General features: G+C 57.8%; 14 protein-coding genes, 1 tRNA gene and 1 riboswitch. Of the genes, 8 read left to right on the top strand and 7 right to left on the bottom strand.

Translation table 11 applies throughout. The annotated features are described in order from the left end of the window. Positions 1-42: 42 nt before the first annotated feature. Positions 43-1134 (bottom strand): thiamine ABC transporter substrate-binding protein, encoded by a 1092-nt coding sequence (locus tag DYI20_RS07280; RefSeq protein ID WP_122549214.1) that lies wholly within the window; start codon positions 1132-1134, stop codon positions 43-45. An 80-nt stretch (positions 1135-1214) separates the two neighbouring features. Next, positions 1215-1324: riboswitch (TPP riboswitch) on the bottom strand. A 277-nt stretch (positions 1325-1601) separates the two neighbouring features. Here DYI20_RS07280 and ectA point away from each other — a divergent pair. The 3 genes from ectA to DYI20_RS07265 all read left to right on the top strand — a co-directional run bounded on the left by ectA (position 1602) and on the right by DYI20_RS07265 (position 4010). Beyond that, on the top strand, positions 1602-2120 hold the full coding sequence (ectA, locus tag DYI20_RS07275; protein ID WP_110098127.1) for a diaminobutyrate acetyltransferase: 519 nt from the start codon (positions 1602-1604) through the stop codon (positions 2118-2120). Between the two features lie 74 nt (positions 2121-2194). Beyond that, positions 2195-3502: a diaminobutyrate--2-oxoglutarate transaminase gene (ectB, locus tag DYI20_RS07270; protein WP_122549213.1), complete on the top strand. Its 1308-nt coding sequence runs from the start codon at positions 2195-2197 to the stop codon at positions 3500-3502. 82 nt (positions 3503-3584) lie between these two features. After that, positions 3585-4010 carry an ectoine synthase gene (locus DYI20_RS07265; RefSeq protein WP_122549212.1) on the top strand — a complete coding sequence of 142 codons (426 nt, stop codon included), beginning with the start codon at positions 3585-3587 and terminating at the stop codon, positions 4008-4010. Positions 4011-4098: 88 nt separating this feature from the next. Here the strand turns inward: DYI20_RS07265 and DYI20_RS07260 are convergent, their stop codons facing one another. The 3 genes from DYI20_RS07260 to DYI20_RS07250 form a co-directional block, all read right to left on the bottom strand. Next, positions 4099-6150 (bottom strand): TRAP transporter permease, encoded by a 2052-nt coding sequence (locus tag DYI20_RS07260; protein ID WP_122549211.1) that lies wholly within the window; start codon positions 6148-6150, stop codon positions 4099-4101. After that, positions 6147-6494: a DUF1850 domain-containing protein gene (locus DYI20_RS07255; protein ID WP_166769844.1), complete on the bottom strand. Its 348-nt coding sequence runs from the start codon at positions 6492-6494 to the stop codon at positions 6147-6149. Before DYI20_RS07255 ends, DYI20_RS07260 begins: the two co-directional genes overlap by 4 nt. Before the next feature lie 178 nt (positions 6495-6672). Continuing rightward, entirely contained in the window at positions 6673-7728 is a 1056-nt protein-coding gene (locus DYI20_RS07250) for a TAXI family TRAP transporter solute-binding subunit (protein WP_199223138.1), read from the bottom strand. A 175-nt stretch (positions 7729-7903) separates the two neighbouring features. On the opposite strand from DYI20_RS07250, the gene DYI20_RS07245 reads away from it, so the two are divergent. The 4 genes from DYI20_RS07245 (at position 7904) to DYI20_RS07230 (ending at position 10247) form a co-directional block, all read left to right on the top strand. Next, positions 7904-7976, top strand: a tRNA-Ala gene (locus tag DYI20_RS07245). Between the two features lie 426 nt (positions 7977-8402). Further along, positions 8403-9293 carry a DUF6226 family protein gene (locus DYI20_RS07240; protein WP_122549209.1) on the top strand — a complete coding sequence of 297 codons (891 nt, stop codon included), beginning with the start codon at positions 8403-8405 and terminating at the stop codon, positions 9291-9293. After that, entirely contained in the window at positions 9286-9999 is a 714-nt protein-coding gene (locus tag DYI20_RS07235) for a putative RNA methyltransferase (protein ID WP_110098121.1), read from the top strand. The genes DYI20_RS07240 and DYI20_RS07235 overlap by 8 nt, the downstream gene beginning before the upstream one ends. A gap of 62 nt (positions 10000-10061) precedes the next feature. Next, positions 10062-10247 carry a hypothetical protein gene (locus DYI20_RS07230; protein ID WP_110101443.1) on the top strand — a complete coding sequence of 62 codons (186 nt, stop codon included), beginning with the start codon at positions 10062-10064 and terminating at the stop codon, positions 10245-10247. Here DYI20_RS07230 and DYI20_RS07225 read toward each other — a convergent pair. From DYI20_RS07225 to DYI20_RS07215, 3 genes are all read right to left on the bottom strand, one after another. Continuing rightward, entirely contained in the window at positions 10219-10590 is a 372-nt protein-coding gene (locus tag DYI20_RS07225; RefSeq protein ID WP_146206448.1) for a hypothetical protein, read from the bottom strand. The two genes, DYI20_RS07230 and DYI20_RS07225, sit on opposite strands and share 29 nt — an antisense overlap. Before the next feature lie 195 nt (positions 10591-10785). Then, positions 10786-11145 (bottom strand): GntR family transcriptional regulator, encoded by a 360-nt coding sequence (locus DYI20_RS07220; RefSeq protein ID WP_110098119.1) that lies wholly within the window; start codon positions 11143-11145, stop codon positions 10786-10788. An 8-nt stretch (positions 11146-11153) separates the two neighbouring features. Next, the gene (locus DYI20_RS07215; protein ID WP_110101445.1) at positions 11154-12176 is read right to left on the bottom strand and encodes a hypothetical protein; all 1023 of its coding nucleotides are present in this window, start codon (positions 12174-12176) and stop codon (positions 11154-11156) included. Between the two features lie 328 nt (positions 12177-12504). Here DYI20_RS07215 and DYI20_RS07210 point away from each other — a divergent pair, with 328 nt between their 5' ends. Next, a complete protein-coding gene (locus DYI20_RS07210; protein WP_110101446.1) occupies positions 12505-13080 on the top strand; it encodes an MFS transporter in 576 nt (191 codons plus the stop codon). Positions 13081-13211: the final 131 nt, after the last annotated feature.

Genomic DNA, 13211 nt, shown 5'->3' with positions numbered 1-13211 from the left:
AAGCAACCAACCAGACAACAAGGCGGGACGCCATAGAGACGACTACTGGGCCTCATAGGTTTCGGTCCAAGAGTTCAGCCAGTCTTCACGCTGGTCCGCGACCTCTTGCAGATCCGGCTCAATGGGGTCCTCGGTCAGTGAGGCATATTCGCTCCACTCGTCTGGCAGCTCGATGCTGTCATCGACCGGATACATAAACATCTGCTCAGGAATATCCGCCTGGAATTCTTCGGAGAGCATGAAGTCGATGAAAGCCTGAGCGCCCTCGGGGTTCTCGGCATCCTCCAGCACGCCAGCATATTCGATTTGCTGGATGCAGGTGCCGTCAATGCTGGTGGTCCGACCTTCTTCAGCGGCCGGTGACGAGGAGTAAGACACCACCAGCGGGTAGGGTCCTTCACCTTCAGAACCGGAGAAGTCGGTGTAATAAGCATCAGACCAGCCACCGGCGACTTTCACCCCGTTATCGAACAGGTCTTCCCAGTACTGTTCGGCATCGTCGCCGAATTCCGTCCGGGTGGCAACCAAGAACGCCAGGCCCGGGGAGGAATCATTCGGGTCACTGGTGACCAACAGGTCCTTGTAGTTCTCATCAGTGAGATCGTCCAAGGTCTCCGGAAGCTCCAGGTCGTTGTCGTCAAACCACTCGGTATCAGCGTTGATGCACACCTGACCGTGGTCGATCGGCACCAGCGCGTCCGAGCCATCAACGGCGAGGTTTTGGGCAGATTCTGGAAGTTGACCGGAATAATCCTGCAGGAAGTTTTCGTCCAACAGCGTCTGAGCCGAATAATTCTCCACCCCGAAGAAGCCGTCCACGGTGGGGGAGTCCTGTTGCAGGATGAGCTGGTTGACGACAGCCCCGGCGTCACCGGGGGCTGTGGTGGTGACGGTGTAACCGGATTCCTCTTCAAACTGCGCGAGCAATTCCTCGGAGACACTGAAGGAATCGTGAGTCATCATGGTAACTGTCTGGTTCTCGTCACCGTTGTCTCCACCATTATTATCTGCCTGATCTGCGGCCGAACATCCTGACAGTACCAGCGCTACCACCGCCGAGAGCCCGAACACCGTGCTGATCTTTCGACGGTGAGACCGGGCGGGCCCAGGTGAGTGATGGGTGAGGTGCGACATCAGTGCATATCCTCCTTCAAGGGATAGGAGGGCGAGCACCCTGGGTGAGGTGAGAATCACCCGCGATTAGCCCACGGTGCAAGGAGAGATACTCGACTCCCTTCGCCGGCATGGCCCGGAATCAGGTTCGAGGGTCTGCGAAATGCGTTCGCACTCTCAGCACCACGGTGGTGCTCCCCTGTCGATGAGAAAAACCCTACCGAAGACCTGTTCACCAACCCAACTCCTGAACGCCGTGAGATGAGCTCGAGTGTAGAATCGGGAGGCTACCCCACTTAAAATGTGACATCCAACATGTCTTGTATAACAATTTGGTAACAGCTTTTGGCTCGGCTTCTCGAGCCCTGGCGCTCTCCGGGTCCCTAATGATTATCAACGGTTTAGGCGTTTTTTCCGGCCTAAAATGGGCCCACACAGGCGTCAGGGGCGGGTTGAAAGCATTTTTCAGTCGTCTATTGTGAAAAAAGATGGATGACACAAAGACCCTTCCAGACCACCCGACCGACAAACCCCGCGCTATCACGGTTCGACCGTTCGCTCCCGGAGACGGAGCAAAAATTTATCGGATCGCTCGTGACACGGGCGTCTTGGACTTGAACTCCTCGTATAGCTATCTGCTGTGGGTTCGAGATTTCTCCCAAACCTCCGTTGTTGCCGAACTCGATGGTGAAGTCGTCGGGTTCATTACCGGCTACATCCGCCCTGATGCCCCAGACACGTTGATGGTCTGGCAAGTTGGCGTCGACGAAGCCGCTCGGGGACTGCGCGTGGCCTCTCAGATGTTGGACGCGCTCAACGAATCGGTGCAGCCGAAAGTGTTGGAGACGACCATTACCTCCACGAATAAAGCCTCCAACGCCCTGTTTGCTTCCTTTGCCAAGCGCAACAACGCTGGTGAAGAGATTACCCCCTTATTCACCCCTGAGATGTACCCCGACGATCAGCCCACCGAATACCTTCACCACATCGCACCGCTGAACAGCTAGAGCAGGATCGCACTGATCCCGCTCGCTGGCGGAGAGATGGGTCGAGACAACTTTTCCACGGAAAGGAATTCCCCATGGATACCGAGATTTTTCAGACAACAGAGTCCGAGGTTCGCAGCTATTCCCGCTCCTGGCCGACCGTGTTCGTCAAAGCATCTGGCTCCCACCAGATCGCCGAAGATGGCACCGACTACCTGGACTTCTTCGCCGGGGCTGGTGCTCTGAACTACGGACACAACCACCCCAAGCTGATCGACGCCATCCGCGAGTACCTGGACAACGGTGGCCCGTTGCACTCGCTGGACATGATGACCCCGGCACGTCGCGACTTCTTGGAAACCTTCAAGAAAGTCATCCTCGAGCCCCGCGGTCTGGACTACAAGGTCATGTTCCCTGGCCCGACCGGTACCAACACTGTTGAGGCCGCACTGAAGTTGGCCCGTAAGGTCACCGGACGCCAGCACATTCTGTCGTTCACCAACGCCTTCCACGGCATGACCCTGGGTTCGCTGTCAGTCACCGGTAACTCGATGAAGCGTAAGGGTGCGGGTATTCCGCTGACCAACAGCTCGAAAATTCCCTACGACGACTACTTCAACGGCGAGACCGAAGACTTCATCTGGCTGGAGCGCGTTCTGGAAGACTCCGGATCCGGTGTCGATAAGCCAGCCGCCATTATCGTCGAAACCGTTCAGGGTGAAGGTGGTCTGCGTGCCGCACGCGCCGAATGGTTGCGTCAGCTGGCCAAGCTGTGCAAGAGCCACGAAATCTTGCTGATTGTTGACGATGTGCAGGCCGGTTGCGGTCGTACCGGTAGCTTTTTCTCCTTCGAAGAAGCCGGTATTACCCCGGACATTGTCTGCGTGTCTAAGTCCATTTCCGGTTCCGGTCAGCCGCTGGCGCTGACCCTGTTCAAGTCTGAACTGGATGTGTGGGGTCCGGGTGAGCACAACGGTACGTTCCGTGGCAACGCCCTGGCGCTGGTGACCGGTGCTGCCACCTTGCGTGAGTTCTGGGCCGATGACACTTTCGAGAAGGGTCACCTGGCTCAGGCTATCGAGCTGGTTCAGGACAAGCTGATCAAGATTACCGCTGCTGCTTCCGGATCTGCAGTGCGTGGCCGTGGTCTGCTGACCGGTATCTACTTCGAAGATCAAGACCTGGCAGGCAAAGTGGCTGCTGAAGCCTTCAAGCGTGGCATGTTGCTGGAAACCTCGGGTCCGGAAGACGAAGTTCTCAAGATCATGCCACCGCTGACCACCGAGCTCGACGAGCTGGAGCGCGGTATGAATCTGATCGCCGAAATCCTCGGCGAGCTGACCGGGGCCGATGTCAGCAGTATTACCGGCGGACAGAACGAAGACAACCTGGCTAACGCCTAAATTGACGGCATAGACCACGACGTCAGTAACAACCGGCTGGCCGCGGCGTCAGGTCGGCGCCAGCCAGTGAAAGGAACTTGATATGTACGTTATTAACCGTGATGACACCAATGACACCGAGCGTGACGTAACCTCGGAGAACTGGCGCTCACGTCGCATGGTGCTCGCCCGCGAAGGTGTTGGTTTCTCCATGCACGATACCGTGATTTACGCCGGCACGACCTCGACCTTCCATTACCAGAATCATATCGAGGCCGTCTACTGCGTGCAGGGTAACGGTACCTTGACCAACGAAGAGACCGGTGAAGTTCACGAACTCAAGGACGGCACCCTGTACCTGCTGGATGGTCACGAGAAGCACACCGTGCGCGCTGAAACCGAGCTGCGCATGGCCTGTGTGTTCAACCCGCCGGTCACCGGCCGTGAGACCCACGATGAGAACGGGGTGTACCCGGCAGTCTTCGAAGAAGGCTCTGACCGCAAGGTTCCTAAGCAGCCTCGCGCCTAAGCAATACAGCTGACGTACCACGGCGACCGGCCCCATTTCGGGGCTGGTCGCCGTTTTTGGTGGGTGATGTTAGAGAACTTTCCTGGTACTAGATGGCCCTGAGCCCGAAGTTGCCTTGCTTTTTAGCCAAGATGGATTGGACGACCAGAACGAGGATCCCGATTCCCAGGCCGCTGAGGGATAGGAGCATATTAGAATTCAGCAACAGGATGGCCGCGCCTGCGATCACGATGCACAAAAACCATGGCATATTCACCATAAAGTGCCGTTCCAATGCCACGCAAAGCATCAAGATACCAATGACAGCTGTGGTGACCACCAGAATTCCTTGACCAAACGAGACATCTCGAAGCAACAGTTCCGGGCTGTAGACAAAGATATACGGAATAATAAACCCTGCTGCGGCCAGCTTGAGCGCCGCGAAACCAGTTTGCATGGGAGAAGCCCCAGAGATACCGGCTGCGGCAAAGGCAGCGAGCGCGACAGGCGGAGTGATGTTGGCGAACAACCCGAAGTAGAACACGAACAGGTGTGCCACGATCGGTTCCACACCGAGTTCGGTCAATGCAGGAGCCGCCATGGTTGCTGTGATGAGGTAAGCGGGAATCGAAGGGAGGCCCATACCCAGCACCAGGCAGGCAAGCATGGTGAAGACCAAAGTCCAGAACAAAATACCGCCTGAGACCGACACAATGGCCGAGGCTAGCACCACACCGAAGCCGGAGATAGTCACCACGCCAACGATGATCCCCACGCTTGCACAAGCTACAGCCACGCTCAAGGTTTGTCGGACGCCGTTTTCCAGGGCGTCGATAATGTCTTTGAAAGACAATCTTGAGGTCTTTCGCAACATAGCGACCACAATGGTGACAATGATCGTGAGAAGAGCGGAATAAAGGATGGTGCGCCCTGAGAAGAAAAGCATGTAGATCAGGAAGAACAATGGGATTAACAGGTGACCACGTTCTTTCAGGACATCGAGAACTGCCGGCAAATTATCTCTTGAGATACCTTTCAACCCTTCTCGAGTCGCTCGCAGATGGATCTGGACGATCAGCGAAAGGTAATAGAGCAGCGCTGGAACGATAGCCGCTACTGCCACTGTGGAGTAGGGGACGCCAAGCGTTTCCGCCATAATGAAGGCCGCAGCGCCCATGACCGGGGGCAAAATTTGCCCGCCCACCGATGCCGTCGATTCCACCGCGCCGGCAAAAGTCTTGGTGTAGCCGACTTTCTTCATCATTGGAATGGTGAATGCCCCTGTTGAGACAACATTTGCAATAGCTGACCCGTTGATGGATCCCATGAAACCAGATCCCAGGGTGGCAACTTTGGCAGGGCCTCCACGACTCTGACCAGCTATAGCAAGAGCCAAATCGTTGAATAAGGCTGACATTCCGGACTTTGCCAGAAACGCACCGAAGAGGATAAAGAGAATGATGTACGTGGCAGACACGCCGGTCGCTGTTCCAAAAATACCTTCGGTAGTGGAGAGGAACTGATAAGCCAGAGTGTCCCATTCATAACCGCGGTGGCGCAACACGCCCGGTAATTCACGGCCGAAAATGCCGAAGAGGATGAAAAGTATCGCCAGAATTGGAAGGGCCCAACCTGTGACCCGTCGAGCGGCTTCCAATACGAGAACGACCAAAATGGTGCCGACAATGACGTCTGTAGTTGTAAACCTCCCAGCTTGAAGGACCACTTGCTCATAGTTTGTTGCGATGTAGACCGATGGAACTAGCGAAGACAACGCTAAGACGCCGTCAACGAGTTGAACGGTCAGTCCTTGAGCTCGTCTGAACGGAGGGTAGATCAAGAAGATCAGGAACAGAACGATGCTGACGTGGATGGAACGGTGAACCAGCGTAGGTGGTGATCCGAAGTAGGCAGTCCACATGTGGTATATCGCAAATGCGCATGCCACCGCGGTGATCAAAATTGCCAGAGGACGCCACCGAATACTGCGCGTCCGAGACTCAGCGTCATACTGGGCCGCAATTTCGGCTGCTTCTTGTTCCTGAGCGCGACGTTCTTCGTCGGTGTGAGGAAGATATTCAGCGTCCGTGATGGTGGCGGTAGCGAGTGAATCTGAAGATTGGTTTGTTGGTTGCTTTTGGGGCCGTTGGGGAGGTGTCATATCAGAACAATCTCGAGTCTTTGGTGATCAGGTAGTTGCTTTGCGTCTATACGTTGCGGATCATGATCGATGAGAACCCGGTACTGGGCGCGGTGAGAGTGAATCCAGCGAATCGCGTCGAAGGGGCGGTCGATGTTATCGATAACCACTTGGTTTCCTTCGTAACGCAGATCTCCTTGGTCTCCGGCGGGCATGCCGGCTCCGTAAGATGAGAAACGAGTTTGGGTAAGCACCAGGCCAGCTGGAGTGACCGTGAAGATGTCGGTCCAAGGTGTGAGCTCAATCGAATGAGCCCAAGACAGGCTGATGGTGGTGCCGTCGATGGCGGGAAGTGTGGCGTACACGTCGTGATGTTGCTGATGGCGACATACGATCTGGCGTTGTTGGGTCGGAACTGAAGCGGTGACGCCACACCCGCCAGCAACCGCGAGGACGGTCCCCACTGTCAAAGTGAGGACCGATCTGCGACTGATATCTGGCGGTGTCATGAAAACACGAGGCTTTAGCCACTCAACGACTTACTCAGTCTTCTTCTCCGGCAACATGGCCGGAGACATCGACACCATTTTCCTCCAGGTAGCGGGCAGCTCCCGGATGCAAAGGAACAGTTAGCCCCTCCGTAGCTTCTTCGAGGCTGATGTCCTCAGCAGCAGCATTGGAATTGTGTATCGCATCGAGGTTGTCGAAGAAAACACGGGTGACGTCGTAGGCGGCGTCTTCGCTCAGTTCTGAGCTAATCATCAAGTGGTTGACGACGCCGACGGTCTCAACATCTTCTTCCTGTTGGTAAGTTCCGCCCGGAATAGTGGTTTCAATGAAGTAGTCATTCTCCAGGAGTTTCTCTCGCGCGTCCCCGTCAATGGTGAGAACGTTGAAGTCTGTATTGGTGGACAGTTCGGTCAAAGCGGGGTTCGGAACACCGGCTGTTACGAATGCCGCATCGATATGTCCGTTAGCCATCTGGTCGGTGGCCTCGGCATAATCAAGATAATCCTCGTTGATATCGTCGTAGCTCATATCATATGCATCAAGAATCGTTTGCGCGTTGAGTTCTACCCCGGAACCAACGTCGCCCACGGCAACGTTCTTCCCAGAGAGATCTTCGATGGTTTCGATACCTGAGGAAGCAGTAGCTACTACTTGCACCGTATTTGGGTACAAAGCTGCCACAGCCATAAGGCCGTCGCGCGGCTCTCCCTCGAAGGGTCCGGTACCTTCTAAAGCCTGGACGTTAGCGTCCCCCATGGTGATCGCTAGTTCAGCGCCACCGTCGGTGAGGAGGTTAATGTTTTCGGCGGAGGCACCGGTGGCCTGGACCGTGCTGTCTGAACCCAGTTCGTCGCTGAGTAGATCACTGAGTGTGGCGCCGACCTGGTAATAGACTCCAGACGAACCTCCTGTTGCAATTGTGAGGAACTCGGTATCGAGATCTCCTGTTTCGGCAGATCCATTTGATGAGTCGTCTCCACAAGCGGTGAGCGCCAGGGTTGCCACTGCGACTGTTGCGCCAAGCTTGGTGAAACGTGAATTTCTTGTACTGCGGTTGTGCGTTTTGGGCGCGTGAGTCATGATCGACATAGCCTTGCTCCTCGTGATGTGTGACCTTGGTGAGTGTCGTGATTGGCAGTTAAGGCACATAGCATTAAATGTGTCGTAAATCACTACATTGAGAGTAGCAGAAGTCACAGTCTCAGACGTTAAATTTCATGAAGGGTAGAGGGGTGGGAAAACAGGCGTAGACTATACCCGCTATGGGGCTATAGCTCAGCTGGTAGAGCGCGTCGTTCGCATCGACGAGGTCAGGGGTTCGACTCCCCTTAGCTCCACTGAAGAAGAGAAGATCGAAACTGCCCCGCCTGATGGCGGGGCAGTTTTGTGTCTGCAGTGACGTGCGCCGGGACGTCGATGCTGATGGAGTGGACAGCCCTGCGCCGACAGGACGAGCCTCGTACATGTGGCGGTCCTCAGTGAGTCTTAGAGCGTGGCGGGGCACTCCGGGCGTGAACCTCGCTCGTGTGGCGTGGTGTTCCATGCGCGAGAGTGCCGGTGAGGTCAGCTCCAGGCACAACCGGTGGGGCCATTGGCCGGAATGCTGTGGCATCGAGCTTCTCCGCATAGGACGAGAGCTACAACTAGTTGTTCGAAGCTGCGTTTGCCTTCCCCACCTGAAGTCACAATTCGAGTACATCACAATGACTCCGACAAACCGGCGGGGATTCTTGCGGCATGCTGATCAGCAGTACAGTCAAAGCATGGACCAGCGCAGCAGCGGCAGCACCCCATGGTGGGTGCAATCCCACCACAATCCGCCGACTCCTGATGAGCGCAGGCTGCTTGAACGTGTCGAAGAGCTGTTCGCTGCAGAGTCTGCTGGCCTGAGCGAGTGGGACGACCCGCACTATGATCCCTCGGCACCGGGCGAACGCCGGGACGCGAAGGAGGAGGAGTACAGCCAGTGCCTGGATCCACAGAAGTACAGGATCGTGCTGGCCAGGGCCGACGCCTGGACCATGGTGCTCACCGAACTCGGCTGGGCAGAGGCACAGGACACCAGCGGTGCATTCGACACCCCGGATTCACCCATCGAATGGGCACTGTTCCCGTGGTCCTCCCCCGCGTCCGGACATATGGCAGTGCTGCGTCCCCACGCTGAGGGAGCTGTGCCGCTGACGTTCTGGACCGTGGACGCTGCCGAAGACACTGCTGCCAGTGTTTCCATAGGCGCCGGAGACCCCGCTGTCTTTCTCGAGCAGATGCCGGATTGCGGCTGCGATGCCTGCGACTCCGGATCAGAGGACATGTTCCGAGTCATCGATGAAACAGTACTCTCAGTGGTTGGCGGTTCACTCATCGTGGAGCTGAACAAGAAGTGGCTGAGCGTCCAAAGCGGGACGGGCTCCAGCGCTGGCGGCCCAGATTCCCTGTTCCGGCAGACGACATCCTTCCACGCATCCCCGTGGAGCGATTCTTGGGATCCACGTCCTGTGTTCGAGCCCCCTGTGCCCGAACCCATCGGTCCGCCGCGTCGGGGTCCCGGCGTGTCCCGCTTGGCGCGGGACTTCCGCTTTATGCCCCGTCGGTACGCCGCCTACGTGGACGATCAGCCCAGCGGAGCACTGCTGCGGAGGAAAAAGCGTGGCTGAGAGTTCACAGCGGCTGGGCATCCCAGAGCCGATTATGAACGTGCTGCGCTGCCCGCTCTGCGCTCAGTCCCTGGATCAAGGTCCTGCTCGACTGCACTGCCCATCCGGGCACAGCTTCGACCGCGCCAAACAAGGCTATGTCACCCTGCGGCGCGGTGGCCCGACGCCGAAGAATGCTGACACCCCCGCCATGGTCGCCGCCCGGGAGACTCTGCTGGGCAGCGGACTTTACGCGCCGATCCGTGACCGGCTGGCCACCCGCATCACCGCCCGACTGACCGAAGATCAGCCCAGCCCGGATCAGCCCAGCCCGGATCAGCACAGTACGGATCGACACAGCCCGGACCAGCACAACACGGCAGAGCACCATAACGACGCCGCGGCGCCCTTAGTTGCCGACCTCGGCGGCGGGACAGGTTACTACTTAGCCGGGATTCTGGAGTACCACCGACCGGCCTATGGGGTCTGTATTGACCTCTCGGCTGCCGCATTGAAGCGTGCCGCCCGGTGCCATGAGCGCGCAGCGGCTATCGGCAATAACCTGCTGGCAGATCCCCTGCCTTTGGCGAATAATTCTGTCACCGTAGCTACCAGCATCTTTGGACCCCGCAATCTCCCGGAGATCCGGCGCGTGCTGCGGAACAAGGGAGTTTTCGCCGTGGTCACCCCACCAGCGACCACCTGGCAGAACTGGTCGGACCCTTAAGTCTGGTCCAGGTCGATCAGCGCAAAGACGAACGCCTGGCTGCGAGTCTGAGCGACTTCACCATGATCGCTTCTGAGCAGATTTCCTACACCGCATCGGTCAGCCGCGATCAGGCCCGGGCACTGGTGGAGATGGGACCCAGCGCCCACCACATCAGCACCGAGGATCTCGTCTCAGGTCTAGACCGTCTGCCCAAGGATCTCGTCGTGACCGTCTCAGTCAACCTCGGCCTCTACTGCCAGACCTGAGCTGCTGGACCGCTGGGGCGGGTGCGCCGAACATCTCGCGTCCTGTGTTGATCAGTCGGATGACCTCAGCTTCTTTCAGCCCTCCGACACCAGGTACATAGATATAGCGGTGATGCCTATTCCATACTGGGCCCATCGGCGGGGAAATACGTGGACGAAGCTCCGGTGCCAGCAGGTGGTTCACGTGATAGACACCAGAGGGCGTCAGCACCATCACGATCAGGATGTAGAACATCACCCGCAAGGCATTCGACCAAGCTGCCGGCTTTCCTCGCAGTCTCACGCTTCGAGCGGCGCGCAAGGTACTGAGTGCCTGGTCGAAGGTCATGGGCATAAAAGCCACGCTATCGCTTTCTGTCCCGGACGCTAAAGCCAGAGGCATGAGGTCATGTAAGGTCCGCACTCGGCGGAACCACCTGCACCACGGTCTGCACTGCGACCAGCGGGATGCTGCTCCCAGCCGGCCACCGCCGCCTCAACAATCGGTGACCCTCTCCGCCCGGCGGCGTCGTCGGTCACGCGCGGCTTTCACCACAGATCAGTCCGCAGGTCGAAAGCGCTCCCGCACCAGAGCAATAAGGGTCTCTTCACTCAAGCCCAGCTGATTCACCGTGTCCCGGAGCGTATCGATCTGGGTGGTCAGCTCCGCTGTGGACTGCGGTACGTCCGCAACGATCGCTCCGCGACCCCGCCGCATATCCAGCAGGCCCTCTTCGCGCAGATCCTGGTATGCCTTCAGCACGGTATGCAGGTTAACCGTCAGGGAGGAGGCAACCTCCCGGGCAGAGGGCAGACGATCCCCCGGGGCGAGCCTCCCCTGGGCGATATCTGCCCGGATGGAAGTGGCAATCTGCTCATACAGCGGCACTGGTGAGGAGGTGTCAACCCGCAGAAACATCGCGGCGCCTAGTGTGTCGAGGCTGGGGATTCGCGCTGGAGCAGGGATGCCAGGACATCGGCAGCCTCATCCGCGTCATCGACGGTGACCACCAGTGCGGGCTTGTCGCGACGCTCCACACGCAGCGAGTTACCATCCTGAAGAATGATGCCTCGCGCGCCCGGAGCCATGCGCAGGCCCCATCCGCCGAACTCTGAAAACCCGCTTGTCTCACCGGAGCTGACCGAGGTGATCTCGCTCAGGCCCACATGGACCGACGGCCAGCCCAACGGCACCGAACGGAGCCTGAGCCCTTGGGCGTCGATCTGCATACTGAAACGAGTTGCCGTGAGGACTGCGAAAAGAACGACAATAACGGCCACGCCCATCAGCAGAATGATCCACAGCGGCGATTCGGGAGCTATCACCGCCGTAGTGACTACAACCATGCCTGCACTGAGGTACAGCACCCATCGGATAGAACTGGCCATCTGGATCCGGCGAACCCACATCACACTTTCAGTCTCTCCGAGCCCCAGCGAAGCGGCTTTCTCGGTCAACGGCTGCCGCGGCGGGCTTGCGGGAATCAGGAAGACCAGAGCGGCCGAAAGCACGACGGCACCCAATAGGGCGATTGCGGTTATCCCACCCACCGCACCGGCCTCCCGAGCATCGTCCAAGCCACGTTGGATCGCTAGACCTCCGGTCAGCGCGGCTGTGACCAGCAGCGATGTCCCGAGACTGACTCCAGCCATCAAGCGGGCCATGAACGTGGAGGCCCTGCCGGCCCGCACACTGGGAAGTACCAACACGCTGATGAGCACCGGAAGCAACAGGCCAAAGCCCAGGATGGAAGCTGCCATCACCCAGAGTTCGGCAAAGGAGTCCGCTCCCCCGGCACTCCAATGGATCGCCACCGGAGCTGGGAGCTCCGGTCGCCAGAGCGCCAGGAGCAGCAGGCCAACCCCTACTGCCACCGTGGGGAGAACCATGCTGATCACCACAAAGGTGACTGTCTGACGCTTCGCGTCGGCCCGTCCCTGCCTGTTCACCGCAGACCTCCTCTAAGAACTAGTTGTTATATCTCAAATATAACAGTTGATCAGCTCTGTTGTCTTTGACTGTTCTCACTCTCTTCGGGTAACTCAGTGATGGAGCAGGAATCCTCATCGTCTACTTGTCCAGGTCGGGTTCATCGCCTAATCTGGCGGGACCGACCAGCACTGGTGGCTAGGGCTCCGTCGGCGTGACAACGCGTCGAGTCTGGTTCAAGCGCCACGGTACACCGCAGAACAGTTGCGGCGTTGATCTTAAGGGATAGAAACCTTCAGGAGTGGTGTCGGCATCGTTCTGGTGCCCACCTACTTGGAGGCTTGTCCCATGTCTGTTTCATCAACAGGCTCTTCCCCTCATTTCATTCGCTTAGTGTATGCGCTGGCACTCAGCATCGGTGTCAGCTTCGGCGCGATCCTATTCGGCACCTCTGTGCTCATCACTTCTCATGCAGCTGGTGCCGAATTCTCCCTGGCACTTTTGTCTTCCGCGTTCTCCGGTTCCGTACTCACTGGAGCGTGTCTAGCAGTACCGGTAGGCCGACACGCAGACAAGAACGGCATCCGTGGCATCACGGCCTTAGGCGGGGCGCTCGTTGCTTGTGGTTTCCTCGGCTTCTCCCTCAGCACAGCCCCTTGGCAGCTGCTTGCTTCCTGGTGGCTGCTGATTGGACCCGGCAGCACAATGGTGCTCTTCGAACCTGGATTCATCGGTCTTCAACAATGGTTTAACCGCGAAACCCGCAATCGTGCAGCTGGAACCCTCACCTTGATCACCGGTCTCGCCGGACCGATATTCATCCCAACTACAACATTCCTCGTCAACGAGGACGGCTGGAGAGCAGTAGCGTCCTTTAATGTGGTGTACGGCTCCCCGGTGAGAGCGTCATTCATTACAGAGTGACGGTCACCGTGTGATCCTTCGAGTGAACCTACCAAAGCACTCTCGAAAGGACGTTTCACGATGACCGTCACCCCTTCTAGTATCGACCTTCGCGGCCTGTTGGAGGAACAGCTTTTGCAGGCAAGTCCTGA

Source organism: Auritidibacter ignavus (assembly GCF_003703835.1).
Lineage (GTDB): Bacteria > Actinomycetota > Actinomycetes > Actinomycetales > Micrococcaceae > Auritidibacter > Auritidibacter ignavus.
Note: the sequence above shows the minus strand (reverse complement) of the source record. Positions and strands in the feature narration are given on the sequence as shown.

What these genes read in the sequence shown, in the direction of transcription:
- DYI20_RS07210 (WP_110101446.1), top strand. Translation starts at nt 12,505, where the DNA reads ATGTCTGTTTCATCAACAGGCTCTTCCCCTCATTTCATTCGCTTAGTG.
- DYI20_RS07220 (WP_110098119.1), bottom strand. Translation starts at nt 11,145, where the DNA reads ATGTTTCTGCGGGTTGACACCTCCTCACCAGTGCCGCTGTATGAGCAG.
- DYI20_RS07250 (WP_199223138.1), bottom strand. Translation starts at nt 7,728, where the DNA reads ATGTCGATCATGACTCACGCGCCCAAAACGCACAACCGCAGTACAAGA.
- ectB (WP_122549213.1), top strand. Translation starts at nt 2,195, where the DNA reads ATGGATACCGAGATTTTTCAGACAACAGAGTCCGAGGTTCGCAGCTAT.
- DYI20_RS07240 (WP_122549209.1), top strand. Translation starts at nt 8,403, where the DNA reads ATGGACCAGCGCAGCAGCGGCAGCACCCCATGGTGGGTGCAATCCCAC.
- ectA (WP_110098127.1), top strand. Translation starts at nt 1,602, where the DNA reads ATGGATGACACAAAGACCCTTCCAGACCACCCGACCGACAAACCCCGC.
- DYI20_RS07265 (WP_122549212.1), top strand. Translation starts at nt 3,585, where the DNA reads ATGTACGTTATTAACCGTGATGACACCAATGACACCGAGCGTGACGTA.
- DYI20_RS07280 (WP_122549214.1), bottom strand. Translation starts at nt 1,134, where the DNA reads ATGTCGCACCTCACCCATCACTCACCTGGGCCCGCCCGGTCTCACCGT.
- DYI20_RS07260 (WP_122549211.1), bottom strand. Translation starts at nt 6,150, where the DNA reads ATGACACCTCCCCAACGGCCCCAAAAGCAACCAACAAACCAATCTTCA.
- DYI20_RS07230 (WP_110101443.1), top strand. Translation starts at nt 10,062, where the DNA reads ATGATCGCTTCTGAGCAGATTTCCTACACCGCATCGGTCAGCCGCGAT.